Source organism: Serratia sp. 121840015-1 (genome assembly GCF_053627655.1).
This window is the reverse complement of sequence record NZ_JBSEYF010000002.1, coordinates 99476-125375: the sequence shown is the minus strand read 5'-3', so window position 1 is coordinate 125375 and position 25900 is coordinate 99476. Positions and strand designations below refer to the sequence as shown.

The 25900-nt window shown below is 58.7% G+C and carries 25 protein-coding genes; 12 read left to right on the top strand and 13 right to left on the bottom strand.

Annotated features, from left to right (window positions below):
• Positions 1–9 precede the first annotated feature (9 nt).
• The 3 genes from ACUXAC_RS13980 to rplU all read right to left on the bottom strand — a co-directional run bounded on the left by ACUXAC_RS13980 (position 10) and on the right by rplU (position 1673).
• Positions 10–981, bottom strand: coding sequence for a DMT family transporter (locus ACUXAC_RS13980; protein ID WP_055311901.1), 972 nt, complete (start codon positions 979–981; stop codon positions 10–12).
• A 105-nt stretch (positions 982–1086) separates the two neighbouring features.
• Positions 1087–1344 (bottom strand): 50S ribosomal protein L27, encoded by a 258-nt coding sequence (rpmA, locus tag ACUXAC_RS13975; protein ID WP_004933559.1) that lies wholly within the window; start codon positions 1342–1344, stop codon positions 1087–1089.
• 17 nt (positions 1345–1361) lie between these two features.
• Complete coding sequence (gene rplU / locus ACUXAC_RS13970; protein WP_004933561.1) at positions 1362–1673, bottom strand: 50S ribosomal protein L21; 312 nt, start codon at positions 1671–1673, stop codon at positions 1362–1364.
• 270 nt (positions 1674–1943) lie between these two features.
• Between rplU and ispB the strand changes: the two genes are divergently transcribed.
• Positions 1944–2915, top strand: coding sequence for an octaprenyl diphosphate synthase (gene ispB / locus ACUXAC_RS13965; protein WP_047729263.1), 972 nt, complete (start codon positions 1944–1946; stop codon positions 2913–2915).
• Between the two features lie 48 nt (positions 2916–2963).
• On the opposite strand, the gene ACUXAC_RS13960 is transcribed toward ispB, so the two are convergent.
• On the bottom strand, positions 2964–3320 hold the full coding sequence (locus tag ACUXAC_RS13960) for a DNA-binding protein (protein ID WP_038879765.1): 357 nt from the start codon (positions 3318–3320) through the stop codon (positions 2964–2966).
• A 180-nt stretch (positions 3321–3500) separates the two neighbouring features.
• Here ACUXAC_RS13960 and ACUXAC_RS13955 point away from each other — a divergent pair, with 180 nt between their 5' ends.
• On the top strand, positions 3501–3761 hold the full coding sequence (locus ACUXAC_RS13955) for a helix-turn-helix domain-containing protein (RefSeq protein WP_038879152.1): 261 nt from the start codon (positions 3501–3503) through the stop codon (positions 3759–3761).
• 66 nt (positions 3762–3827) lie between these two features.
• On the opposite strand, the gene mdh is transcribed toward ACUXAC_RS13955, so the two are convergent.
• Positions 3828–4766, bottom strand: a complete 939-nt coding sequence (gene mdh / locus ACUXAC_RS13950; protein ID WP_004933569.1) for a malate dehydrogenase — start codon at positions 4764–4766, stop codon at positions 3828–3830.
• 464 nt (positions 4767–5230) lie between these two features.
• Between mdh and argR the strand changes: the two genes are divergently transcribed.
• The 3 genes from argR to yhcN (ACUXAC_RS13935) all read left to right on the top strand — a co-directional run bounded on the left by argR (position 5231) and on the right by yhcN (ACUXAC_RS13935) (position 6752).
• Positions 5231–5701 (top strand): transcriptional regulator ArgR, encoded by a 471-nt coding sequence (argR, locus tag ACUXAC_RS13945; protein ID WP_004933572.1) that lies wholly within the window; start codon positions 5231–5233, stop codon positions 5699–5701.
• A 403-nt stretch (positions 5702–6104) separates the two neighbouring features.
• Positions 6105–6368, top strand: coding sequence for a peroxide/acid stress response protein YhcN (gene yhcN, locus ACUXAC_RS13940; RefSeq protein ID WP_038879766.1), 264 nt, complete (start codon positions 6105–6107; stop codon positions 6366–6368).
• Between the two features lie 120 nt (positions 6369–6488).
• A complete protein-coding gene (gene yhcN, locus ACUXAC_RS13935; protein ID WP_004933578.1) occupies positions 6489–6752 on the top strand; it encodes a peroxide/acid stress response protein YhcN in 264 nt (87 codons plus the stop codon).
• A gap of 197 nt (positions 6753–6949) precedes the next feature.
• Here yhcN (ACUXAC_RS13935) and mpl read toward each other — a convergent pair whose 3' ends face one another.
• Positions 6950–8329 carry a UDP-N-acetylmuramate:L-alanyl-gamma-D-glutamyl-meso-diaminopimelate ligase gene (mpl, locus tag ACUXAC_RS13930; RefSeq protein WP_033636810.1) on the bottom strand — a complete coding sequence of 460 codons (1380 nt, stop codon included), beginning with the start codon at positions 8327–8329 and terminating at the stop codon, positions 6950–6952.
• A gap of 169 nt (positions 8330–8498) precedes the next feature.
• Here mpl and fbp point away from each other — a divergent pair, with 169 nt between their 5' ends.
• A complete protein-coding gene (gene fbp, locus ACUXAC_RS13925; protein WP_004933587.1) occupies positions 8499–9503 on the top strand; it encodes a class 1 fructose-bisphosphatase in 1005 nt (334 codons plus the stop codon).
• A gap of 45 nt (positions 9504–9548) precedes the next feature.
• On the opposite strand, the gene ACUXAC_RS13920 is transcribed toward fbp, so the two are convergent.
• Positions 9549–11102: a methyl-accepting chemotaxis protein gene (locus ACUXAC_RS13920; protein ID WP_084826940.1), complete on the bottom strand. Its 1554-nt coding sequence runs from the start codon at positions 11100–11102 to the stop codon at positions 9549–9551.
• Positions 11103–11362: 260 nt separating this feature from the next.
• Here ACUXAC_RS13920 and ppa point away from each other — a divergent pair, with 260 nt between their 5' ends.
• The gene (gene ppa, locus ACUXAC_RS13915) at positions 11363–11893 is read left to right on the top strand and encodes an inorganic diphosphatase (RefSeq protein WP_004933594.1); all 531 of its coding nucleotides are present in this window, start codon (positions 11363–11365) and stop codon (positions 11891–11893) included.
• A gap of 53 nt (positions 11894–11946) precedes the next feature.
• Here the strand turns inward: ppa and ACUXAC_RS13910 are convergent, their stop codons facing one another.
• The 3 genes from ACUXAC_RS13910 to tamA are packed head-to-tail and all read right to left on the bottom strand — an operon-like array spanning position 11947 to position 17830.
• On the bottom strand, positions 11947–12294 hold the full coding sequence (locus ACUXAC_RS13910; RefSeq protein WP_033648686.1) for a gamma-glutamylcyclotransferase family protein: 348 nt from the start codon (positions 12292–12294) through the stop codon (positions 11947–11949).
• Positions 12295–12296: 2 nt separating this feature from the next.
• Positions 12297–16115 (bottom strand): autotransporter assembly complex protein TamB, encoded by a 3819-nt coding sequence (tamB, locus tag ACUXAC_RS13905; protein WP_387442799.1) that lies wholly within the window; start codon positions 16113–16115, stop codon positions 12297–12299.
• Complete coding sequence (tamA, locus tag ACUXAC_RS13900) at positions 16112–17830, bottom strand: autotransporter assembly complex protein TamA (RefSeq protein ID WP_204275932.1); 1719 nt, start codon at positions 17828–17830, stop codon at positions 16112–16114. The genes tamB and tamA overlap by 4 nt, the downstream gene beginning before the upstream one ends.
• Positions 17831–18135: 305 nt before the next feature.
• Between tamA and msrA the strand changes: the two genes are divergently transcribed.
• Both msrA and ACUXAC_RS13890 read left to right on the top strand, forming a co-directional pair.
• On the top strand, positions 18136–18777 hold the full coding sequence (gene msrA / locus ACUXAC_RS13895; RefSeq protein ID WP_047729272.1) for a peptide-methionine (S)-S-oxide reductase MsrA: 642 nt from the start codon (positions 18136–18138) through the stop codon (positions 18775–18777).
• A 180-nt stretch (positions 18778–18957) separates the two neighbouring features.
• Positions 18958–20289, top strand: coding sequence for a hemolysin family protein (locus ACUXAC_RS13890; RefSeq protein WP_049270169.1), 1332 nt, complete (start codon positions 18958–18960; stop codon positions 20287–20289).
• 68 nt (positions 20290–20357) lie between these two features.
• On the opposite strand, the gene ACUXAC_RS13885 is transcribed toward ACUXAC_RS13890, so the two are convergent.
• The gene (locus tag ACUXAC_RS13885) at positions 20358–20564 is read right to left on the bottom strand and encodes a DUF1107 domain-containing protein (RefSeq protein WP_019453363.1); all 207 of its coding nucleotides are present in this window, start codon (positions 20562–20564) and stop codon (positions 20358–20360) included.
• A gap of 330 nt (positions 20565–20894) precedes the next feature.
• Here ACUXAC_RS13885 and ACUXAC_RS13880 point away from each other — a divergent pair, with 330 nt between their 5' ends.
• Entirely contained in the window at positions 20895–21452 is a 558-nt protein-coding gene (locus tag ACUXAC_RS13880; RefSeq protein ID WP_387442794.1) for a YtfJ family protein, read from the top strand.
• Position 21453: 1 nt separating this feature from the next.
• Here the strand turns inward: ACUXAC_RS13880 and cysQ are convergent, their stop codons facing one another.
• Positions 21454–22194 (bottom strand): 3'(2'),5'-bisphosphate nucleotidase CysQ, encoded by a 741-nt coding sequence (gene cysQ, locus ACUXAC_RS13875; RefSeq protein WP_197802427.1) that lies wholly within the window; start codon positions 22192–22194, stop codon positions 21454–21456.
• Between the two features lie 255 nt (positions 22195–22449).
• Between cysQ and ACUXAC_RS13870 the strand changes: the two genes are divergently transcribed.
• Both ACUXAC_RS13870 and ytfE read left to right on the top strand, forming a co-directional pair.
• The gene (locus ACUXAC_RS13870) at positions 22450–24402 is read left to right on the top strand and encodes a bifunctional 2',3'-cyclic-nucleotide 2'-phosphodiesterase/3'-nucleotidase (protein ID WP_060440889.1); all 1953 of its coding nucleotides are present in this window, start codon (positions 22450–22452) and stop codon (positions 24400–24402) included.
• 118 nt (positions 24403–24520) lie between these two features.
• The gene (gene ytfE / locus ACUXAC_RS13865; RefSeq protein WP_070913671.1) at positions 24521–25186 is read left to right on the top strand and encodes an iron-sulfur cluster repair protein YtfE; all 666 of its coding nucleotides are present in this window, start codon (positions 24521–24523) and stop codon (positions 25184–25186) included.
• Positions 25187–25229: 43 nt separating this feature from the next.
• Here the strand turns inward: ytfE and fklB are convergent, their stop codons facing one another.
• Positions 25230–25850: an FKBP-type peptidyl-prolyl cis-trans isomerase gene (fklB, locus tag ACUXAC_RS13860; protein WP_004933618.1), complete on the bottom strand. Its 621-nt coding sequence runs from the start codon at positions 25848–25850 to the stop codon at positions 25230–25232.
• Positions 25851–25900 lie beyond the last annotated feature (50 nt).

Below are 25900 nucleotides of genomic sequence, written 5' to 3'. Positions count from 1 at the left end.
CTCCGTAAATCATTCACCGGGCTGCTTCAAAGGAGCAACCAGGGGGGGTTCTGCCCGTCGCGGCCACCACCGGTGACCAATTGCGGAAAACATGGCGCCCGCCACGACCACAAACGCACCAACATAGCCGACGACATTCAACGTCGGCGCGGCGAATGCCTGGGGCCAGGCCAACGCCAATAAATCTGAAAACAGCAGGGTAAACAGCGGGGTCAGCGTCACCAACGCGCTCACCTGCGCCGCCTGCCAGCGCGCCATCGCCTCTGCCAACGCACCATAGCCGATCAGCGTGTTGGCGCCGCAAAACAGCAGGCACGCCAATTGCCAGCCGCTAAGCTGGAAAATCACCTCGGGTTTGGCCAGAGGGAACAACGCTATCGCACATAAAGTGTACAACATAACCAGGATCTGCGGCGAAGCCAGCCGGCGCAGCAATACCTTCTGCGCCACGCCGTAGCTCACCCAAACCATCGCCGCACACACGCCCAGCATAACGCCCAGCGTGTAGTCCGTCAGCCGGGTGAAGATCTCTATCAGACTGACGTTGAAAAACAGCATCAGCCCGCCGATCAGCATCAGGGCGCCAATGACCTGGGTGATACGCATGCGTTCTTTTAAAATCAGCACGCTGGCGAACATCATGCCCACCGGCGACAGCTGGCCAATCACCTGCGACGCCGTCGGGCTCAGGTATTGCAGCGAGGAGCTGAAGAACACAAAGTTGCCCAGCAGCCCCGCCGTCGCGATCGCCAACAGCAGCAGCCAGCGCGGCTGGCGGAACATCGTCAGCGGCGGCAGCTTGCCGCGCACCGCGAGGATCGCGCCCAAACCGATGGCGGCCATGGTAAAGCGATACCAAACGACGGTAAACGGCTCCATCACCGTCAACACTTCTTTCATCGCGATCGGCAACGCACCCCAGCAAACCGCCGTGGTTAACGCCAGGGAAATACCAACGCCGACCTGCTGCTTCGTATCCATATCACCTTCGCCAACGCTGACAGGCCAACCCCCAGGCAGCCCATAAATGTAAAAAGCCCCGCAACGAATTGCGGGGCTTACATCTATTTCGTAAGGCTCGAAAAATTATTCAGCTTCGATGCTGATGAATTTACGATTGCTCGGGCCTTTAACTTCGAATTTGACTTTACCGTCTTTCAAAGCAAACAGAGTGTGGTCTTTGCCGCAACCCACGTTGGTACCAGCGTGGAATTTGGTGCCGCGCTGACGAACGATGATGCTGCCTGCCAGTACTGCTTCGCCGCCAAAGCGTTTTACGCCCAGACGTTTAGCTTCTGAATCGCGACCGTTACGAGTCGAGCCGCCAGCCTTTTTGTGTGCCATTAATCCGCTCTCCTAACTTAAGCGCTGATGCCGGTGATTTTAACGTCAGTGAACCACTGACGGTGGCCCTGCTGCTTACGGTGGTGCTTACGACGACGAAACTTAACAATCTTAATTTTCTCGCCACGACCGTGAGCAACGACTTCAGCTTTGATCTTGCCGCCATCGACGAAAGGAACGCCGATTTTGATATCTTCGCCATTAGCGATCATCAGAATCTGGTCAAACTCAACCGCTTCACCAGTTGCGATGTCCAGCTTTTCCAAGCGAACGGTCTGACCTTCGCTTACTCGGTGTTGTTTACCACCACTTTGGAAAACCGCGTACATATAAAACTCCGCTTTCCGCGTGCCCGACTGTGTTAGTTCAGAGCGCGCTATAAATATTCACAATAGGGCGCGAATTCTACGCAAAAAAGCAGCGCATGACAAGAGCAGAATAAGACCAGAAGGAGAAAAAAGAAGAAAAAAAGCGCAGTTTCTTTCGTGGCGTTTATCTGAACCGTTTTTCAAGTACAATCATAGGGACAGTTACCGCCATGTACCGATGTGAGCAGCGATCTCAACGCGGTGAAGAGAAACACAGCTGAAAAAAACACAATGAACCTAGATCAAATTACCGAGTTAACCGCGCAAGATATGGCGGCCGTGAACGCAACAATTCTCGAACAGCTGAATTCCGATGTCACGCTCATCAATCAGCTTGGCTATTACATTATCAGCGGTGGCGGTAAGCGCATCCGGCCGATGATCGCCGTCCTGGCGGCGCGGGCGTTGGGCTATGAAGGCAACAAGCACGTCACCGTTGCCGCCCTGATCGAATTCATTCATACCGCCACGCTGCTGCATGACGACGTCGTCGACGAATCGGACATGCGCCGCGGCAAAGCCACCGCCAACGCGGCGTTCGGCAACGCCGCCAGCGTGCTGGTCGGCGACTTTATCTATACCCGCGCCTTCCAGATGATGACCAGCCTGGAATCCCTGCGCGTGCTGGCTCTGATGTCGGAGGCGGTCAACGTCATCGCCGAAGGCGAAGTGCTGCAGTTGATGAACGTGCACGATCCCGACATCAGCGAAGAAAGCTATATGCGGGTGATCTACAGCAAAACCGCCCGCCTGTTCGAGGCAGCGGCGCAATCGTCGGCGATCCTGTCCGGTGCCAGCGCCGAACAAGAGCAGGCGCTGCAAGACTATGGCCGCTACCTCGGCACCGCTTTCCAGCTGATCGACGATCTGCTCGACTACAGCGCCGACGGCAGCACCCTGGGCAAAAACACCGGCGACGATCTGAACGAAGGGAAACCGACCCTGCCGCTGCTGCACGCGATGCACAACGGCGACGACGCGCAGCGTGACATGATCCGCGGTGCGATTGAGCAAGGTAACGGTCGTCATCTGTTGGAGCCGGTACTGCAGGCGATGCAACAATGCGGTTCGCTGGAGTACACCCGCAAACGCGCCGAAGAAGAAGCCGACAAGGCGATCGCCGCGCTGCAGGTCTTGCCGGCATCGGAGCACCGTACGGCGCTGGAGGGCCTGGCCCATCTGGCGGTGCAACGCGACTTTTAAGAAATTAATATTTCTTAAAAACCATCAGGCCCGCGTACGCGGGCCTGCCTAGCTATTGCTCTCTTCGTCGATGCGCGCCAACAGGCCGCCGATCCCTTCCCGCATCAGGAAAGCCACCATTTTCTCGCGCTCGCTCTCCGTCAAATGGTAGTAATACTCGATCCAGACCGCCAACGGATCCTGACGCTCTACGTCATATACCGCCCCGTCCTCCTTCAGCACCAGCAGGTTACGCACGTTTGAAGGCAGGCTGTCGATATGGTACTCCAACGCTTTTCCCTGCACGCCTTTACGCCTGCGGCTGATCCAGCCTTCGCGCCGGGCCATCAGATTAATTCCCTGTGGTGAGGAAGGTAATCCTGCGATGCCTGTCAGTTCCTTGGCGGCAAACCACTCGTTTTTCATGGCCATCATCTCTGGGCAATAGTGGGCAACGTCATTTTTGGAAATTACTTGGGTATTTTTTTGGAAATTTAATGGTATTCTGGTTTCTGAATAAGCGATTCACGTTGTGCAAACGCCTAACCTTGACCCGTTAGTTATACCACTAACGCAACTTTGGCTAATCAGAAAAGGAATGTAAACATGAATTCAAGGAACCCAGATTGGCATCCGGCAGATATCATCGCGGCGCTCCGCAAGCAGGGCACCACGCTGGCGGCAGTGTCGCGCAAGGCCGGATTAAGCTCATCAACGCTGGCCAACGCGCTGTCGCGCCCGTGGCCAAAGGGGGAGTGGCTGATCGCCGAAGCGATAGGCATCCACCCTTCGGAGATCTGGCCAAGCCGCTATTACGATCCGCGCAGCGATTGCCTGCTGGATCGCAAGGCACGCATCAAATCGTGAACGCGGGGCAAAAAAAACCGCCGGAACAGCGTCCGGCGGCGTTTATCGGCTGACTATCGGCAACGATCAGTTATTGATGAACTTCTCGCCCAGCTCGATATCTTTGTGCAGCACGTCCAGCATCTCGTTCAGCGCTTTCTGCTCGAAGGCGCTCAGGGTGCCGATATCTTTGCGCTCTTCAACGCCGTTTTTGCCCAGTACCAGCGGTTGTGCGAAGAAGCGAGCGTATTTGCCGTCGCCTTCAACGTAAGCGCATTCCACCACGCCTTTCTCGCCCTGCAGCGCACGCACCAGAGACAGACCGAAACGTGCGGCCGCCTGGCCCATGGACAGCGTTGCAGACCCGCCGCCGGCTTTGGCTTCCACCACTTCGGTGCCGGCGTTCTGAATGCGTTTAGTCAGATCCGCCACTTCCTGATCGGTGAAGCTCACGCCTGGGATCTGCGACAGCAGAGGCAGGATGGTCACGCCAGAGTGGCCGCCGATGACCGGCACGTTCAGCTCTTCCGGCTGTTTACCTTTCAGCTCGGCCACGAAGGTGTTGGAACGGATGATATCCAGCGAAGTCACGCCGAACAGTTTGTTCTTGTCGTAAACGCCGGCTTTTTTCAGCACTTCCGCCGCGATGGCGACCGTGGTGTTAACCGGGTTGGTGATGATACCGATGCAGGCTTTCGGGCAGGTTTTCGCCACTTGCTCAATCAGGTTACGCACGATGCCGGCGTTAACGTTGAACAGGTCAGAGCGATCCATGCCAGGCTTACGGGCCACGCCGGCGGAAATCAGCACCACGTCCGCACCGTGCAGAGCCGGGGTCGCGTCTTCGCCGCTGAAGCCTTTGATTTTAACTGCGGTTGGGATGTGGCTTAAGTCGACGGCAACGCCTGGGGTAACGGGGGCAATGTCGTAGAGAGAGAGTTCAGAACCTGAAGGAAGCTGGGTTTTGAGTAGAAGGGCGAGGGCCTGGCCGATACCGCCAGCAGCACCGAGAACTGCAACTTTCATCCTATACTCCTTTATTATCTTAAATATATAAAGCGCCGTGAATGTGTTGGTTACGGACCTTAAGTTATTACACCTTTAAAAACAATAAATTAGCCAATTCTTGCCTGCAGGTGTAATAAAACGGCCGCTGTCGCGCCCATTTTAGATTAAATCGCTTACGCATGAAGGGCATAGCGCACATTAATCAAAAATAGTGCGAGGTTATTCACGAGCAAGTTAACCGGCCGTTACATTACACCCTTACGCAACATCAGAACAACATCATTTTAATAACATTTTATTTACCACCGCAGGCCGATTTTCCGTCGTCAAAAGGGCATATTCATCGCTGCCGGATTTTGTTAAAATGCCGTCCTTTCCTCGCCGCCCGGTCATGTTTATTTTCTTTGGGTCGGCCTTTGTTGCATAAAAATTCATCTATATGCATAATCATGACTTCCACTATCAACATTCCACGGTGCAAAATGCGTAATCCCGCAAAACAGGAAGATCTGATCAAGACGTTCAAAGCGTTATTGAAAGAAGAAAAATTCAGTTCTCAAGGCGAGATCGTTTTGGCGCTGCAAGAAGAAGGCTTCGAAAACATTAACCAATCCAAAGTATCGCGCATGCTGACCAAGTTCGGCGCGGTACGTACGCGCAATGCCAAAATGGAAATGGTGTATTGCCTTCCTGCCGAACTCGGCGTGCCGACCACCACCAGCCCATTGAAGAATCTGGTGCTGGACGTCGACCATAACGACGCCGTCGTGGTGATCCACACCAGCCCGGGCGCCGCGCAGCTGATCGCTCGCCTGCTCGACTCATTGGGTAAATCCCAGGGCATCCTCGGCACAATTGCCGGCGACGATACGATTTTCGTCACCCCCTCCAACGGCTTTACCGCTCAGAAACTGCATGAAGCTATTCTGGGCGTGTTCGAGCAAGAGCTGTGAAACCTGGCGCTAACAAAGTGCGGCTGTAGCCCGCACTTTGTTAGCGCTTCTTTAACCCCCGCGTTACCTTCCCTGCCTTCAACCGCGTTTAACACTGCTTTTTTATCCCTCAGCAACACATTTCCATGACATCTCTATGTAACCAGCAGTACCCACTGTGATCTTCCGCACTTTTGGTCAAAAGCACTTACCTCATTGAAATTACATAAATTTAACATCAAAAGATCGTTTTATGAGCGTTTTTTATTCCTTATGGTTATAAAAAATAAGGATCATGAGGTTAAAGTTTCACTAGCAACTGTTAGCTAACTATTAATTTTTCGCGTTACTAGCTGTATACTCATTTTCGTGAACTGAATCACAGTTCGTTGGAACTGATAAAAGAATACGATGAGGTGAGATGATGAAAATTAAAACTACCGTTGCAACCCTGAGCGTTCTGTCCATGCTTTCATTTGGTGCATTCGCAGCACAATCTGTTGACGCAACTCAGGCCGCAAAACTGCAGCCGGCCGGTGTGATCACCGTGAGCGGCGTTGCCGCAGCGCCTTCCGACATTCGCCAGGCGCTGTCCGACAAAGCTGACGCCAAAGGGGCAACCGCTTACCGCGTGATCGAAGCCCGCAATGACGGCAACTTCCACGCGACCGCTGAAATCTACAAATAAGTACCGGCATTACCCGGCAACGGGCAATACATCTCTGGAATCAAACGCTGTCGTAACGGCCTTCAAGAATAAAAATCGCTGCCAAGCCCTTCCAGGCTGTTATGACCAAGGATCGCTATCATGAACATGAAAACTACTGTTGCTGCACTCGGCCTGCTGTCTGTCATCTCCTTCGGCGCTTCTGCCGCCCAGTTGGTGACTAACGATCAGACCGCCAACCTGCAATCTATCGGCACCATTACCGTCAGCGGCATCGACGGCGCGCCGACCGACATTCGCCAGGCGTTGTCGGAAAAAGCCGACGCGAAAGGTGCGACCGCCTACCGCGTGATCGAAGCGCGTAATGAAGGCAACTACCACGCCACCGCCGAGATTTACAAATAACAACTCTGGGAACGGCTTTGCAGAGCTGATTACCCTCGTCACTGCCACTGCCGAGTTCTGACGCAAACGCCGATTTCCCAGAGACCCTCTCGTCGTCCTATCCGACGAACCCCGTTGCCCTCGCTCGCGAGGGCTTTTTTATGGACGTAAAAAAGGCCGCGAATGCGGCCCTTGGATTGTCTGATGCGGCTGAGCGATCAGTAGGTGACTTTCGGTTCCTGCTTTTTCGCCAGCGCGTCCAGCAGGCGATCGTGAATGCCGCCGAAGCCGCCGTTGCTCATCACCAGAATGTGATCGCCCGGCTGTGCGGTTTTCACCACCATGTCCACCAGCGTGTCGAGATCCGCGCTCCAGTGCGCCGGCTGCACGCAGGCATCCGCCACTTCCGCCACCTGCCACGGAATGTGGTGCGGCTGGAACAGGAACACTTCGTCGGCGCGGCCGAGCGAAGGCGCCAGATCGTTTTTGCTGATGCCCATTTTCATGGTGTTGGAGCGCGGTTCCAGCACCGCCAGAATGCGCGCCGTGCCGCCGACCTTGCCGCGCAGCGCGGCCAGAGTGGCGAGGATCGCCGTCGGGTGGTGTGCGAAGTCGTCGTAAACCGTGACGCCGTTGGCTTCGCCACGCAGTTCCAGACGGCGGCGGGCGTTGATGAAATCGCCCAACGCGCGGCAGGCGTCCGCCGGCTGCACGCCGACATGGCGGGTAGCGGCGATGGCCATCAGGCCGTTATGCATGTTGTGCTCGCCCACCAGCGCCCAGTTCACTTCGCCGACCTGTTCGCCGTCGAGGAACACCGCGTAATGGCTGGCGTCCGGCGTCAGCTTCTGCGCGCGCCAGGTACCCTCTTCCCCCACCAGCTCCTGCTCGCTCCAGCAGCCCATCGCCATCACCTGCTTCAGGTGGCTGTCGTTGTCCGGCAGGATGATCTTGCCTTTGCCCGGCACCAGACGCACCAGGTGGTGGAACTGTTTCTGGATGGCTTTCAGATCGTCGAAGATATCGGCGTGATCGAACTCCAGGTTATTCATGATCAGCGTGCGCGGGCTGTAGTGCACGAACTTGGAGCGCTTGTCGAAGAACGCGCAGTCATACTCGTCGGCCTCGATCACGAAGAACGGGCTGCCGCCAAGGCGAGCCGAAACGTCGAAGTTGCCGGGCACGCCGCCGATAACGAAGCCGGGCTGGTAGCCGCAGGCCTCGAGGATCCAGGTCGCCATGCCGGCGGTGGTGGTTTTGCCGTGGGTGCCGGCAACCGCCAGTACCCAGCGATCGCGCAATACGGCGTCGTGCAGCCACTGCGGGCCGGAAACGTAAGGAATGCCACGCTCCAGCACCGCCTCCACGCACGGGTTGCCGCGCGTCATGGCGTTGCCGATGATCACCAGATCCGGCGCCGGATCCAGCTGGGCTGGATCATAACCCTGAATAAGATCGATCCCCTGGTTCTCCAGCAGCGTGCTCATCGGCGGATAGACGTTGGCGTCCGAACCGGTGACGTCATGCCCCAGTGAGCGCGCCAGCATCGCCAACCCGCCCATAAAGGTGCCACAGATCCCAAGAATGTGAATGCGCATAGGTTTCTCATGTGAGTGCATCGAATGTCGGCATATTCTAACGCTCAGAATCGTCCAGAAGAAATGGATTTGCCTATGAATGGCGCGCATCTTTGGGCTACACTGCACGCGAAAACGTTGGCGGTTTGTTAACAGGCCGCTATCCATCCGTAGATTCAGGGATTGTGTCATGAAAACGTTAGGCGAATTTATCGTCGAGAAACAGCACGACTTCTCGCACGCCACCGGCGAGCTGACCGCGTTACTTTCTGCAATTAAACTGGGCGCCAAAATCATCCACCGCGACATCAACAAGGCCGGCCTGGTTGATATTCTGGGAACCAGCGGGGTGTCCAACGTACAGGGCGAAGTTCAGATGAAACTGGACCTGTACGCGAACGAAAAACTGAAAGCGGCGTTGAAAGCGCGTGGTGAAGTTGCGGGTATCGCTTCCGAAGAAGAAGATGAAATCGTGATATTCGACGGCGAGCGAGCTGAAAATGCCAAGTATGTCGTTTTGATGGATCCGTTGGACGGTTCGTCCAACATCGATGTCAACGTCTCGGTCGGTACGATTTTCTCTATCTACCGTCGCATCACGCCGGTCGGCACGCCGGTGACCGAAGAAGACTTCCTGCAGCCGGGCAGCGCCCAGGTCGCAGCGGGTTATGTGGTTTACGGTTCGTCCACCATGCTGGTGTACACCACCGGTTACGGCGTCCACGCCTTTACTTATGACCCGTCTCTGGGCGTATTCTGCCTCTCCCACGAGAAAGTGCGCTTCCCGGCGAGCGGCAACATGTATTCCATCAACGAAGGCAACTACATCAAGTTCCCTCTCGGCGTGAAGAAATACATCAAATACTGCCAGGAGCAGGATGAAGCGACGCAGCGCCCTTACACCTCGCGCTACATCGGTTCTCTGGTAGCGGACTTCCACCGCAACCTGCTGAAAGGCGGCATCTACATCTACCCAAGCACCGCCAGCCACCCGCAAGGCAAGCTGCGTCTGCTGTACGAATGCAACCCGATGGCGTTCCTGGCCGAACAGGCCGGCGGTAAGGCCAGCGACGGCAAAAACCGCATTCTGGACATCACGCCGGTGAAACTGCACCAGCGCGCGCCATTCTTCGTCGGCACCAAGTCGATGGTAGAAGACGCAGAACGCTTCATCGCCGAAAACCCGGACGAGTAACGCGTTCTTTGCAAGGGTTCGGCGCCGCGCCGAACCCTTATCGCCTTACAGCTTGAACGCCGCCATGCTCTGCGCCAGCAGCTGAGCCTGATCTTCCAGCGAGCGCGTCGCCGCCGCCGACTCTTCCACCAGCGCCGCATTCTGCTGCGCCACCTGATCCATCTGCGCCACCGCCAGGTTCACCTGTTCGATGCCGCTGCTTTGTTCCCGCGTCGCCGCCGAGATCTCACGCATCAGCGCCGTGACCCGGCCCACTTCGCCGGTGATGCCGCTCATGGTCTGCGCCGCCGACTCCACCATCTGCTCGCCTTCCTGCACCCGGTTTTGCGACGCTTCGATCAACCCTTTGATCTCTTTCGCCGACTGGGCGCTGCGCTGCGCCAGATTGCGCACTTCGCCGGCCACCACCGCGAAACCGCGGCCCTGTTCGCCGGCACGCGCCGCCTCTACCGCCGCGTTCAGCGCCAGGATATTGGTCTGGAAGGCGATGCCGTCCATCACGCTGATGATGTCGGCGATGCGGCGCGAGCTGTCGGTGATCGCCTGCATCTTGCTCATCACCTGGCTGACCACGTCGCTGCCCTGGTTGGCGATATCGGACACGCTCAGCGCCAGTTGGTTGGCCTGTTCGCAGTTCTCGGCGTTCATTTTCACCGTCGAGGTCAGCTGCTCCATGCTGGCGGCGGTCTCTTCCAGCGACGCGGCCGATTCTTCGGTGCGCTGCGCCAGATGCAGGTTGCCGGCCGCCAGTTCGCGTGAACCGGTGTCGATCTGGCTGCTGGCGTCACGCACTTTGCTGACCGAACTGGCCAGCGCCTGCTGCATGCGCTGCATCGCCCGCACCAGGCGGCCCATCTCGGTATCGCCCTCACCGCGGATCTCATGGGTCAGATCGCCGCCGGCGATGTGTTCCAGCTGCGCGATGGACTCGTCCAGCGGGCGCAGAATGATCACCCGCAGCGCGAACCAGGCCAGCACCGCCAGCAGCACGCTCAGCAGGCCCGCCACCACGATCAGCGAGATCTTGGTGCTGGCGTTGTTTTCCGCGTCATACACCTGCTGCGCGCCAAGCTTCATCGCGAAGCTGCGGAAATCGGTGAGATCCTTTTCGAACGCGATGCTCAGCGCGGAGATGCGCGTTTCCTGGATGTGATAATACTCATCGATCTTGCCGGCCTTAATGGCGGCGGCCATCGGCTTCACGCCCTGCTCCAGATAGGCACGGTAGCTGTTTTGCAGGCGGTTGGAGAGTTCACGGCCGCGATCGGTCACGGTGCCGACGCCGACAAAGCGCGCCATTTCCTTGTTCGACTGCTCGAGGTAACCGTAGATGCGGCCCACGGTGGCGTCGGAGACATCGACCTGGCCGATCTCCCGTTGGCGCACCGCCAGCGAAGCGGCGGTTCGGGCGCGCAGCGTCAGGTTGGAGCTGTTGGCCAGCGAGCCCAGCTCTTCGCCGAGGATCTGGTTAAGGGTATGGATCGAGCGCGATCCTTCGTTAATCGCGTTGACGCCAATAACGCTGACCATGATCAGCAGCATGGTCATCAGGCTCAGCAGGGCGATCAGCCCAGCCTTCACCGTAATCTTTTTTAGCATGAGTTCTTCCCGGCTTCAGAATAGTGAGATCAGACGTAGTAGGGGTGGCAAAACGCGGAGCCAGCTTTGCTGGCTCATTATTGTTTGTTGAAGTTATCGGCAGGCGAAGGCAAAACTTCATGCCGCGGCGGGATTAATCTGGAAATTCTCCGTGCGCCGGCACGCTGGGTTTTCAACGATGAAAAGGGCAGGAAATCGCAAAAGAGTCCGCTATAATAGCCGCCACTCCATTTCTGGTTTGATGATTAAAGGAAACCGACATGAGCTTGAATCTGGTCCCTGCTGGCAAAGACCTGCCGGAAGACATCTACGTAGTAATCGAAATCCCGGCCAACGCCGATCCAATCAAATACGAAATCGACAAAGAAACCGGCGCACTGTTCGTTGACCGTTTCATGTCCACCGCGATGTTCTACCCGTGCAACTACGGCTACATCAACCACACCCTGTCTCTGGACGGTGACCCGGTTGACGTGCTGGTCCCAACCCCATACCCGCTGCAGCCGGGCTCCGTGATCCGCTGCCGTCCGGTTGGCGTGCTGAAGATGACCGACGAAGCCGGTGAAGACGCCAAGCTGGTTGCGGTACCGCACAGCAAGCTGACCAAAGAGTACGATCACGTGAAAGACGTGAACGACCTGCCGGAACTGCTGAAAGCCCAGATCGCTCACTTCTTCGAGCACTACAAAGATCTGGAAAAAGGCAAATGGGTGAAAGTGGAAGGCTGGGCAGACGCTGCCGCGGCTAAAGCGGAAATCATCGCCTCCTTCGAACGCGCTGCCAAGAAGTAATGCCAGCCGCCGTCCGATGAAAAAACACCGCTCATTGAGCGGTGTTTTTTTTCTTACTGTTCGTCGAGACGCTTCAGCCAGTCGCCGCTGGTAATCCGCGGGTAACCGTCCACGCTGTGTTTGTACAGGTAGATCCACGCACTCCCATAAGGCGTCTGAATCAGCTCGCGCTTATAGTCCTTGGTGTTGCTTTTCAGTTCGTCCAGCTCTGCCAGAATCGATGAGTTAATACGATACACCTCGCAATGTATCGTGCCCTCTCCAGGGATCGCCGCCGGGTAATGGCCCAGATTATAAATCTGATAGCCTTCGAGCTCGTGCTCGCCGAGCCATTGGGCGTTGGTCATCCAATGGCTGTTTCCCTGTTTGCGCCGTAAACTGCCGTAGACAATTATTCGCATCGCTAAAACTCAAACTGATAGAGCAAATCTAATGCCTGGTCGAGACCAGACACCGCTTCAAGATACAACTTAGGCATTAGGCGATAACGCAACGTCAGCGTGGCCAGCGAGTCGAAAATGCCCACCCCATATTTTACTTGTAAGCCTGGGAGGACATAGCCGCTCACGACAACCTGGGAATTGTCGCCAACCCCCTGAGTGTCCAGAGCCAAATTACTCACGCCGAATGCCTCGCCGATTTTACCCACAAGTTGACCACTTTGTGCAACCCCCATGCCGATTAACATCGAGGTCATGGCGTTGCCGTCGGCGCCGGAGCTGCTCAAGCCCTGGCCGCGCAGCAGATAAGACAAGGCTTCTTGCTGCGATTTGGCCGGATCGGAGAACACTTCCAGCTTCGGCGCATCCGCCAGGCCGGTCACGCGCACGCCGGCGGTCACATCGTCCTCGGTGGATTCCGGGTTGCGGATCGCCTCGATATTCAGCAGCGGCTGATCCGGCGGGCCGGAGAACATCAGCTGCCCTTTACGCACGATCAAATCCTGACCATAAGCATGGAATCGGCCGGAAGGGATGTCAATCTGGCCGTTGAGGCCCAGCCCTTTCTTGTCCTGCACCACCTTCAGATCGCCCTTCAAGCGGGCTTTCAGGCCAAAGGCGTCCAGCCGCACGTCGTTGCCGACGTGGATCATCAGATTGCTGTTGATCGGGATCGACGCGGTCTTCGGTTGAATCGGCTTCAGCTGGTCGTCCAGCATCACCTCGTCGGAAGAGACGCCCACCGCGCTTTCCGGCAGCTCCTGCACCGTGATGCGCGCCCAGGGAATGTCGACCTTGCCGTTGAGCGAGAACAGCTGCGGCGTGGCTTCAAACACCAGATCCGGCGACACGTCGATGCGGATCATCGGCGGCACCGTCACCCGCAGCTTGTCGCCCTTGGCGGCAATGCGCGCGCGCCAGGCGTTGATATCGCGCCAGTCGGCATCGCCCGCCAGATTCAGCTGGCCGCGCGTGGTGCTGAGCAACCCTTCCAGCGTCGAGGTCATGCCGTTGAAATTCACCGCCAGCCGCGCGTCGGTCATGTCGAACGGCATCCAGTGCCCCTGCACCTTCGCCCGATCCAACGCCAGGCGCCCGAACACCAGCGGCTTCTGCGCGCTGCCGCCTAGGCGCAGGTTGGCGTTCAGCATGCCCGCCGCGCTTTCGCCCTTCATCAGCGCCGGGTTGATCAGCGCCAGCGAGATGTTGGTGATATTGACGTTGCCGCTGATGGTGCGCCGCACCTGCGGATCCGCCACCTGGATATTGCCGTCGAACTGGCCGTTGTTGGTCAGTTTGATCCGCCAGTCGGCCTGCGCGCGGCCGTTGTTCAAGCCGGCGTTGAGGGTCAGCGTATCGAAGGCGATCGGCAGCGCGTTGCCCTGCACCTGCTGCACCACCTTGACGCCGTTGCCGGCCAGCGTGACTTTCGCCTCCGGCAGCGCGCCGCCCGGCTTCCAGCTGACGTCGGCCCGGCCGGTGAACACGCCGCTCAGGGCGGTGTCCGGGCCGAGGAACGGCTTGACCATCGCCAGGTCGAACCGGTTGAGCACCACGCTGGCCTGGCCGCTCTGGCCGGCTTCAATGGTCTTAGGCACGCACAGCTCGGCGTTCGGGTTCTGCCAACAGTGCGGCCCGACGCTGACTTTCTGCTCGGTGTTCAGGTAGTCCAGCGCGATGGCGCGCGTCAGGCGCCATTCCCCGACCGGCGTATCGAAACGGGTGTTGTTCAGATTGCCGCGCCAGCGCTGCTGCTGACGATCGAAGCTGCCCTGCAGCGCCAGCTGGCCGGAGACCGGCTTGCCGTCAATCTTCAGCTGCAGCTGGTGCTGCTTCTCGCTGCCTTTGGCGTCGAGGGTCAGCAGGCTGACCTCCAGCGCATCCTGCTTCAGTTGTTCGACGCGTACCGCCAGCTGCCCCTGGATCTGATCCGTGGAGCGCACGTCGCCATCGATCTTCACGCGGTTGATGCGCAGCGCCTGCCACTGCAAGCCGGAAGCGGTCAAATCCGCCAGCAGCTGCGGCGCCTGCAGATTGCCGCGCAGCTTCAGCAGCCCTTTGGCGGTGCCGCCCAGGCCCGGCAGCGCGCCGTCCAGACGCGGCGCGTCGATGTTGGCGTCCAGGTTCCAGCTCTTCTCGTCCAGCTGCCCTTTGACGTTCAGTTGGTTGCGCCCCAGCGCCAGATCGATACCGGGGATTTTCCACTGCCCGGCGGCGTTGCCGCTCAGTGTACCGCGCGCCGTGACCTTGTTCTGCTTCACGTTGCCGTCCAGCTGCAATACCGGCACCTGCAGCTGCCAGCTGCCGCCGTGCAGGCTGCCGCGCGTGGTGATCTTCCCATCCAGCTTCGCCGGCCATTCCGGCCACTGCTTGGCGGTATTGATGCCGCTCAGCGTCAATTGCGAGGTCCAGCTGATGGCTTTGCTCCAGTCCACCAGCGCGGTAAGATCGGTATTGCCCTGCAGCGCCGCCAGGCGCAGGCGCTCCAGCTTGAACTGCTCGACGTTGCCTTTGCCGTCCAGCGTCAGCACCGCCGGCGGCAAGTCCTGGCCTTTCAGATTGGCGCGCGTCGACAGCGCGTAGTCGGTCGCCTTGCCGTTAAAGCGCAGGCGGAAGTCATTGACCTGATACTGCGCCTCGCCGCTCAGCGGCCATTTCAGCTGCTTGCTCTGCAACGTCAGCGCCAGCGGCAGGCCGGCTTCGGCCAGCCGGGTTTGCACATCGAGCTGGGCGCCGACCGGGCCGGACAGGTTCAGCGCCACCTTCAGCTCGTCACGCAACCCACCGCCGATGTTCAGCTTCACCTTCTCGCCCTTCAGCGGTTCGATATTCAGCGCGCTGTTGGCGGTCAGGGCCACCGGCCAGTCGCCGGTCAGGGTTGCCTGCCCCTGCACTGACAGCGTGCCCTGAGGCGACTTCACGTCGAAGTTATCCAGTTGGATATGCTGATCCTGCGTGCTGGCCTGCAGTAACAGGCTCGTGATTAGCACGTCGGTATCGCCGGTCAAGCGCAGCTGCTCGCCGCTGATCTCTTTGACGGTGATATCCAACGGCAGGCGGATGTCCGGCAGATCCGGCAACAGCGGTTTGGCGAACAGTTCTTTCAGCGTTTCGCCCAGCGGCTTCTCTTCCGGCTGAGGTGCCGGCTTCGCCGCGTCGGTAACCTGCTCGCCGACCTTTTTCGCCACCTCGACCGCCGGCTGCACCGCTTCCGGCAACGGGTTTTGCGGCGTTTTCGGCAAGGCGATCAGCAGCGAGCCGATCTTGGTCGGCATCAGCGTCAGCGCGCGCTCTTGCCACTGCGCGCCGGTGCGGAACTCGGCCAGAGAGATGGCGGTGTCGTCGACGGTGACCTTGACGTTGTTCAACGCCAACAGGCGCAGCGTGATCGGATAAGGCGTGCTGAGATTGGTGGTCGGCTCACTGCTCTCCTCCACCGGCGCGGAAGGCGCCATCTCTTTGGTGTTCACCGCCACGTCCACATCCTGGGCGGTCAAGGCATTGACGCACAGCGAGCTGCGTTTAAAGCAGGACAGGTCAAGGGAGAGATGGAACTGCCCGGCGTTGACCGTCACACCCGGCATCTGATATTTCACGCCCTTCAGCGTCAGATCGCGCCAGCCGCCGCTGACGCCGGCGATCTCCAGCCCCGGCACCCAGCGCGCCGCGCCGTTGATGACCATATGCAAACCGGTGGTGGTGCCTATCAGGAAGGCCAGGCCGCCGATCAGCAACAGCAGAACGACCAGAAATCCGAGACAAATCTTTTTAACCAGGCTCATAGTTCAGGCCCCAAACCGATGTAGAACTGCATCCCGTGGGTGTCCTTGTCTCCCACAGGCGCGGCGATATCCAGCTTCACCGGCCCCACCGGCGACTGCCAGCGCACGCCTACGCCGGCGCCGGTCTTGAAGTTGCTTTTCTTGATATCGTTCACCGCTTCACCGGAGTCGACGAACATCGCCCCCCACCATTTGCCGGTCACGTTGTACTGGTACTCCAGCGAGCCGGTCAGCATCTTGGAGGCGCCGGTCAGCTTGCCGTCGCCATCGCGCGGCGAAATGTCTTTGTACTTGTAGCCGCGAATGCTGCGGTCACCGCCGGCGAAGAAGCGCAGATCCGGCGGCACCTTGTCGAAGTCGTTGGTTTCGATCCAGCCCACCTGGCCGCGCGCCACGAAACGGTGCTTGTCGGCCAGCGTGCGGATCCACACGTTCTGCGCCTGCATCAGCGCGAAGTCCACGCCGGACCCCCAGGTGGTGTCGGACACGTCGATAGAGTAGCGCTGGCTGTCGCCCCAGGTCGGCATCAGGCCGCCGCGCGAGCGGGTGCGGTTGAAGCTGACGCCGGGATACAGCAGCATGGTGGTGTTGCTGACGTTACCCTGGGTAAAGTTATCCCAGCGCCAGGTCAGGTTGATCGCCCGCTGCCAGCCGCTGGAGAGATCCCAGTTGCGCGAGGCCACCACTTTGGAGGTGACGGACTTGGTGTCGTTAAGATTGACGTTCTTGAGGCCGCCCTGCAGCAGGTAATACTGCTCCAGCGGGTTCTTGAGCAGCGGGATCTTGTAGGTCAGATCCAGTTGCTGCTCCGGCGCCGACACGCTGGCGCTGGTTTCCAGGCTATGCCCGCGATCGTTGAGCCAGGGCTTTTTCCAGGTGCCTTTCACCCGCGGGCCGACGTCGGTGGAGTAACCGATACCGGTTTCGACGGTGTTGCGCGTGCGCGGCGTAACCAGCGCGTCCAACGGCAAAATCTTGTTCTCTTTGGCATCGTTGAAATCAGGGGATACCACCACCGAGTTGAACCAGTTGGTGGCGGACAAACGGCGGTTCAGCTCGGCCAAATCCTCCGAACTGTAGTAATCCCCCTGATGAAAGGGCACCAGATTTTGCAGATAGTCTTCGCGGATTTGCGAGCCGGTGAATTTTACCTTGCCGAAGCGGTAACGTTCGCCGCTGTTAAAATCGATATCCCAAAACGCCTTGTGCAGATCTTCGGCCACGCCGAGCTGGCTTTTGGTCATGTCGGCATCGAAATAGCCTTTGCGCAGCGCCAGGCCGGTGAGCGAGCCTTTGAAACTGTCATACTTGCCGTGGTTAAGGATCTCGCCGATGGTCGGCCGGTCCTTCTTTACCAGCGCCAGGTAGTCCTCATCGGTCTTCGCGCCGCCTTCCAGCACGATGTTGGCGCCGGCGATACGCACCGGTTCGCCCGGATTGACCTTGGCATGCAGCACCGGGCGCGACATCCCCGGCCGATCGTCCAGCGTAAATTCGATGGTTGGCTGGTAATAGCCGAGCGCGCGCAGCCCCTGGCGCACTGCCTCATCCACCCGTGCGCGGAAGCGACCGTCGGTGCCGACCTCTTCAGGCGTGATCGACGACAGGCGCACCCGAACGTTTTTTTCCAACTCTCCGCTTAACCCTTCTACCTGCAACCGCACGTTCGCCGCGTAGGCTGCAGGTGCCGCAAGCAACACAGCTATCAAGCACATGACCGGGTACTTTGGCACGTGTTCTCCTTATTGATTTTACTTTCCTGTTATGGTGTTCGCTCCGGGGCCAGGGCAGACTCCGCGCTATCATGACGGCAGCCCTCTTCAGCCTTGTTCCGGACGCCGCCCGCCGCGCTTTGCCACCGCCGCGCAACAGGCGAATTCTTCACTTTTGGCGCTCAAAATACTGCGTTAAGCTTATACATAAACCCAACTTGCCACTTATTGTGGGCAAAGACGCGGTGAGATACAACCGAACCGCCCCCATGTAGGGTCAATTCTTACTGTGACAACAGGAGTCAACCGTGGTGCCATTTTTTGATAAATCACAAACCGTCGATAAGGCAAGCGCGCTGCCTGGCCGCACCACGCCAATGCCTGTCGCAACGCTCAACGTGGTCACCGAACACTCGATGACCCAGGTGCCGGCAGGCATGGAAGTGGCGATCTTCGCCATGGGCTGTTTCTGGGGCGTTGAGCGCCTGTTCTGGCAGCAGCCGGGCGTCTACAGCACCGCCGCCGGCTACAGCGGCGGCTACACGCCGAACCCGACCTACCGCGAAGTGTGCAGCGGCCAGACCGGCCACGCCGAAGTGGTGCGCGTGGTGTTCGATCCGCAGGTCATCAGCTACAAACAGCTGCTGCAGGTATTCTGGGAAAATCACGATCCTGCGCAGGGCATGCGCCAGGGCGGCGACGTCGGCACGCAGTACCGCTCGGCGATTTACACGCTGAGCCCGGAGCAGCAGGCCGAGGCGGAAAGCAGCCTGCAGCGCTTCCAGCAGGCGATGGACGCGGCGGGCGACAAGCGCGTCATCACTACCGAGATCGCGCCGGCGCTGCCGTTCTATTACGCGGAGGACGATCATCAGCAGTACCTGTTCAAGAATCCGGAAGGCTACTGCGGGCTGGGTGGCATCGGCGTTTGCCTGCCGCCGCAGGGCTAATCCGATGCCGGCCGGCGGCACTTTTTTAACCGCTGGCGGCCCCTGTGGGGCAACTGCTATACTATGCGGGCCGCTTCTGCGGCCCGATAGCTTCCCTTCTGGTTGTTATCGCTGCTTTTTTTACTATGTACTACCCTTCCTCAAGAGCGCCGGCATCCCGTCGGCACGTATGGATAGATTATGTTAAACAGTATTTTACTGATTCTTTTTCTGATCGCGGTGAGTGCGTTCTTCTCACTGTCGGAAATCTCTCTGGCCGCCTCGCGCAAGATCAAACTGAAGCTGATGGCGGACGAAGGCAACATCAACGCCGCCAGAGTGCTTAAACTGCAAGAAACCCCAGGCATCTTCTTCACCGTGGTGCAGATCGGCCTGAACGCCGTGGCCATCCTCGGCGGTATCGTCGGCGATGCGGCTTTTTCTCCCACTTTCAAGGTGTTGTTCGATCGTTTCCTGTCGCCCGAACTGGCGGAACAGGTCAGCTTCATCTGCTCCTTCGTGCTGGTGACCAGCCTGTTTATCCTGTTCGCCGATTTGACCCCGAAGCGCATCGGTATGATTGCACCAGAGACGGTCGCCGTCCGGATCATCAACCCGATGCGTTTCTCCATCATGATCTTCCGCCCGCTGGTGTGGTTCTTCAACGGCATGGCCAACCTGATCTTCCGCATGTTCAAGCTGCCGATGGTGCGTAAGGACGACATCACCTCCGACGACATCTACGCAGTGGTGGAAGCCGGCGCCCTGGCGGGTGTGCTGCGCAAGCAGGAACACGAGCTGATTGAAAACGTGTTCGAACTGGAATCGCGCACCGTGCCGTCTTCGATGACCTCGCGTGAAAGCGTGGTGTACTTCGACCTGCGCGAAAGCGAAGAGAGCATCAAGGAGAAGGTCTCGACCCATCCGCACTCCAAGTTCCTGGTGTGCGACGGCCATATCGATCAGGTGGTCGGCTACGTCGATTCCAAAGACCTGCTGAACCGCGTGCTGGGCAACCAGAGCCTGGTGCTGAGCAGCGGCGTGCAGATCCGCTCGGCGCTGATCGTGCCGGATACGCTGACGCTGTCCGAAGCGTTGGAAAGCTTCAAGACCGCCGGCGAAGACTTCGCGGTGATCCTCAATGAATATGCGTTGGTGGTGGGCATCATCACCCTTAACGACGTGATGACCACGCTGATGGGCGATCTGGTAGGCCAAGGCCAGGAAGAGCAGATCGTGGCGCGCGACGAAAGCTCATGGCTGATTGAAGGCGGCACGCCGATCGACGACGTGATGCGCGTGCTGGACATCGACGAGTTCCCGCAGGCGGGCAACTACGAGACCATCGGCGGCTTTATGATGTATATGCTGCGCAAGATCCCGAAACGCACCGACTTCGTCAAATACGCCGGCTACAAGTTCGAAGTGGTGGATATCGACAGCTACAAGATAGACCAGCTGCTGGTCACCCGGCTGAGCGACAAACCGGCGGCGGTTCTGCCGAAAGCCCCGGAAGACACCCCGGCGGCTTGACGCCAGCCGGCAAAAACATCAGCGGCCCCATCGGGGCCGCATTTTTTTTACCGCTGTCAGCGCAGTGTTCAGCCAAACTCGGCCTGCAACAGCAGCACCTGGCGGTTTACTTCAGACATCACGCTGAAATGGCGCTTGTCACGAATCTTCGGCGGCAGGATTTTCCCCTCGTCGAATTCAAATGCGCCCACGTCCTTGATATACAGCCTTCCGCGAAACAGGGTCTTAACGTACTTTGCCACTTTCAAAGGGTTATAACGCTGGAAGATTCTCATTCTTTTACGCTCCTCCCGTTGATCCATGCGCTCAGCGAGCCGCCAAAGGTGGCAGCCTCGAAATTCAGAACGCAACTTGATTGCATGTAGTAGACCCAGTAAAGACCAGAACGTTCACTTCTGCCCGGTGATCTACGCTGGATTTACACTTTTTGACAGAATTGTATATGATAATTTATAACGTTTTCAGTATATCCCTTCAAAATCTGATGATTAGCGAACCAAGGGAAAATCTGCGATCCGGTTAACAGGACAGACCTCTTATCACATCCTATGCTTTAGGCTGTCGAAGTGCTGTCGCACAAATTCCACTCATTACAAGGAGAAAGCATGAAAACAAGTCGCATGCTGATGGTATCCCTGCTGCTCGCCCCGCTTTTCGCTTCCGCGCACAACTTCCAGCTCGAGCAGCGCGTAGCGCCGGTCGGCGTCAGCGACAAAGGAGAGCTCAATTACGCTGACGGTAATTTTAGCTACCAGAACTGGAACAGCGCGCAGCTCAGTGGAAAAGTGCGAGTGATACAACATATTGCCGGCCGCAGCTCCGCCAAAGACATGAACGACCCACTGATTGAAGCGATCAAGAAGGCGAAGCTACCACACGATCGTTACCAAACGACGACAATCGTCAACACCGACGATGCCCTGATGGGCACCGCGATGTTCGTGCGCAGCAGCATTGAGGACAGCAAGAAGGAGTTCCCGTGGTCGCAGTTTATCGTCGACAGCGACGGCAACGTGCGCAAAGCCTGGGATCTGCAGCCGAAAGGCTCAGCTATTGTGGTGCTGGATAAGCAAGGGCGCATTCAGTTCGCCAAAGACGGCGCGCTGACGCCGGAAGAGGTGCAGCAGGTGATGTCCAAGCTGCACCAGCTGTTGGCAAACTAACTCAGAACAGCGACACCCGGAAGCCGGGGTTGAGGAAAGATTCACGCGGGGTATAGAGCAACGGCTTGCCCTGCCAATCGTGAATTTGCGCCCCGGCGGCCACCGCCACCGCATGCCCTGCGGCGGTATCCCAAATGTTGGTCGGCCCGAAGCGCGGATAGAGCTGCGCCTTGCCTTCCGCCACCAGGCAGAACTTCAGCGAGGAGCCGACGGACACGGTCTGGTGCTCACCCAGCTGCTGCAAATAGTCTTTCAGTTCGTCGTCGATATGCGAGCGGCTCACCACCACCAGCGGCGGATGCGCGTTGCTGACGCCGATCGCCTGCCGCACGCCCTTCTCTTCTTTCCAGGCCTTGCCGCGCTCCGCCAGATACAGCACGTCGATCGCCGGGGCGTACACCACCCCCATCACCGCCTGCCCGTCTTCAATCAGGGCGATATTGACCGTGAACTCACCGTTGCGGTGCAAGAACTCTTTAGTGCCGTCCAACGGATCGACCAGCCAGTAGCGCGTCCAGTTGCGGCGTTCTTCCCACGCCGGCGGATCTTCTTCCGACAGCAGCGGCACCTCGGGCGTCAGCACCGCCAGGCCGCGCTTGATGATGTGATGTGCCGCCAGATCGGCCGCCGTCACCGGTGAATCATCTTTCTTCTGTGCGACATCAAGCGGTTGTTCACCGTCGTACACCGCCATGATCGCCGCCCCCGCCTCGCGGGACAGTTGGCAAATTCGCTCTAACATCATGCACCTCAACTCTGCATCTCCGTGGGAAATTTCCCCCTGTCTCTGCTAGCAGACTAGTTTTTTTTACGCTGAATATCCATCTCAACCGGCTAACCCCCGGGAATTCCTCAGATCTTGTTGGGCACAACTGTGAACTTCCCCGCGTTACCTGCCGCCGTTTTCTGCCACACTTCACAGTTTGCTGTGGCAAGCAATGTTAATTACATTTCCCTCTGCGATAACACTCGAATAATGGAATGGAGAGAGCCCAAAATGATGAAGCATCCCCTGACGCTGTCCGCGCTTGCGCTGCTGGTGTGCGCCTCGGCGCAGGCGGCCACCGTCGACCTGCGCGTGCTGGAAACCACCGACCTGCACAGCAACATGATGGACTTCGATTACTACAAGGACACGCCGACCGATAAATTCGGCCTGGTGCGCACCGCCAGCCTGATCCAGCAGGCGCGCCAACAGGCTACCAACGCAGTGTTGGTGGACAACGGCGACATCATTCAGGGCAGCCCGCTCGGCGACTACATGGCGGCCAAGGGGCTGAAACCGGGCGACGTGCATCCGGTCTATAAGGCGATGAATACGCTGAACTATGTGGTCGGCAACATCGGCAACCATGAATTCAACTACGGGCTGGACTACCTGAAGAACGCCATCGCCGGCGCCAAGTTCCCGTATATCAACGCCAACGTCATCGACGCCAAAACGCAAAAACCGCTGTTCACGCCGTACATCATCGTCGATACGCCGGTGAAAGACCGCGACGGCAAGGCGCATACGCTGCGCATCGGCTACATCGGCTTCGTGCCGCCGCAGATCCTGGTGTGGGACAAGGCTAACCTGCAGGGCAAGGTGACGGTGGACGACATCACCGCCACCGCCAAACGCTACGTGCCGGAAATGCGTAAACAGGGCGCCGATCTGGTGGTGGCGATCCCGCATTCCGGGCTGTCCAGCGAGCCTTACAAGGCAATGGCGGAAAACTCGGTCTACTACCTCAGCCAGGTACCGGGCATCGACGCCATCATGTTCGGCCACGCCCATGCGGTGTTCCCGAGCAAGGACTTCGCCAATATCAAAGGCGCGGATATCGATAAGGGCCTGCTGAACGGCGTACCGGCGGTGATGCCGGGCCAATGGGGCGATCATCTCGGCGTGGTCGACCTGCAGCTCAACAACGATAGCGGTAGCTGGAAAGTGACCGCCGCCAAAGCGGAAGCACGGCCGATCTACGACAAAGAGAACAAGAAATCGCTGGCGGCGGAAGACGCCGCGCTGGTGAAAGTGTTGGCGGACGATCACAAGGGCACGCGCGAGTTCGTCAGCCAGCCGATCGGCAAATCCGACGGCAACATGTACAGCTACCTGGCGCTGGTGCAGGACGATCCGACGGTGCAGATCGTCAACAATGCGCAGAAGGCCTACGTTGAACATTACATTCAGGGCGATCCGGATCTGGCCGATCTGCCGGTGCTGTCGGCGGCGGCGCCGTTCAAGGTCGGCGGCCGCAAGAACGATCCGGCCAGCTTCGTCGAAGTGGAAAAGGGCCAACTCACCTTCCGCAACGCCGCCGATCTCTATCTCTACCCCAATACCCTGGTGGTGGTGAAGGCCAGCGGCAAAGAGGTGAAAGAGTGGCTGGAGTGCTCCGCCGGCCAGTTCAACCAGATCGACGTCAACAGCGCCAAGCCGCAGGGCTTGATCAACTGGGACGGCTTCCGCACCTATAACTTCGACGTGATCGACGGCGTCAATTACCAGATCGACGTCAGCCAGCCGGCGCGCTACGACGGTGAATGCCAGCTGATCAACGATAAGGCGGAGCGCATCAAGCAGTTGACCTTCAACGGCAAGCCGATCGATCCGAACGCCACCTTCCTGGTCGCCACCAACAATTACCGCGCCTACGGCGGCAAATTTGCCGGCACCGGCGACAAACACATCGCCTTCGCTTCGCCGGATGAAAACCGTTCAGTGCTGGCGGCCTACATCAGCGCCGAAACCCAGCAACACGGCGCGGTGCATCCGCAGGCGGACAACAACTGGCGTTTGGCGACCTTCAGCAGCCAGCAACCGCTGGATATCCGCTTCGAGACCTCGCCGTCGGACAAAGCGACGGCGTTTATCAAGGAGCACGCTCAATATCCGATGACCGCCGAAGGCAATGACCGCATCGGTTTCGCGGTGTATCGCATCGATCTTAGCGCGAAATAATCACCCGGCCGGGGTCCCCAGCCCCGGCCACCTTCTCTTCGATTTTCCCGCTGGCGCGCCCTTTAAATTGCATTTAAAATGCATGTTATAGGATTCCTTCGTTTAAAGAGGCACTACCATGGATTACCGCAATCAATCCCTTGGCGCGCTCGCTATCGCCATTCCCCGTGCATCCCGTCTGTTTCGCCAGCATCAGCTGGATTTCTGCTGCGGCGGCCGGCAATCGCTGGCACGCGCCGCCGAGCGCAAAGGGTTAGATATCGACAGGCTGGAAAACGAACTGGCCGCCCTGGCCGCCACGCCGGAGCCAAGCCGGGACTGGCGCACGGCGCCGCTCGGTGAGGTGATCGATTACATTCTGCCGCGCTTTCATCAGCGACACCGCGAGCAGCTGGCAGAACTGGTGCTGATGGCGGAAAAGGTCGAACGCGTGCACGGCGACAAGCCCAGCTGCCCGCGCGGGTTGGCGAAGCAGCTGAACCTGATCCGCCTGGATCTGGAGAATCACATGATGAAAGAGGAGCAGATCCTGTTCCCGCTGATCAAACAGGGCATGGGGCCGCAGGCCGCCGGACCGATCTCGGTGATGGAGCATGAACATGACGAGGCGGGTGAGCAGCTGGAAGTGGTGAAGTTCCTCACCGATAACGTCACGCCGCCGGAGGGCGCCTGCACCACCTGGCGAGCGCTGTACACCGGCATCGACGAGTTCATCGGCGATCTGATGGAGCACATCAGCCTGGAAAACAATCTGCTGTTCCCGCGCGCGCTGCGCGGCGCATAAAATAAGGGCGCCACGAAGGCGCCCAGAGCAATCCTCGGTGGGATTACAGGATTTCCAGCAGCTCGACGTCGAACACCAGCGCGCTGAACGGCGGGATGGACGCGCCAGCGCCACGCTCGCCATAGGCCAGGTTGTGCGGGATATACAGCTGCCATTTGGAGCCGACCGGCATCAGGGTCAGCGCTTCGATCCAGCCTGGGATCACGCCGCTGACCGGGAATTCTGCCGGCTGGCCGCGCTCGACCGAGCTGTCGAACACGTCGCCGTTGATCAGACGACCGGTGTAGTGCACACGCACGCGGTCCTGACGGGACGGGATCGGGCCGTTGCCCTGCTCCAGCACGGAGAACTGCAGGCCGGACTCGGTCAGCGTCACGTCGTCGCGCTTGGCGTTGTCGTCCAGGAATTTCTGGCCTTCAACGGCCATCGCCTGCTGGCGCTCGCGGCGCACCGCGTCCGCACGCTCGTGGATCTCACGCAGCGCACGGTGCACCACGTCTACCGGAACCGCCGGGGCATTCCCTTCCAGCGCGTCACGCAGACCCGCCAGCAAAGCTTCCGGTTGCAAACCTTCCAGCCCGGACTCTTGCAGCTGCTGGCCGACCTGTAAACCAATCCCGTAACTTGCTTGCGCTTCAACGCTGTCAAAAGAAGGGGTTGTCATGGGGTTTTCCTTAAGTCTGTAAAAAGTCGAAAGCGCAGCATAACAGCGCG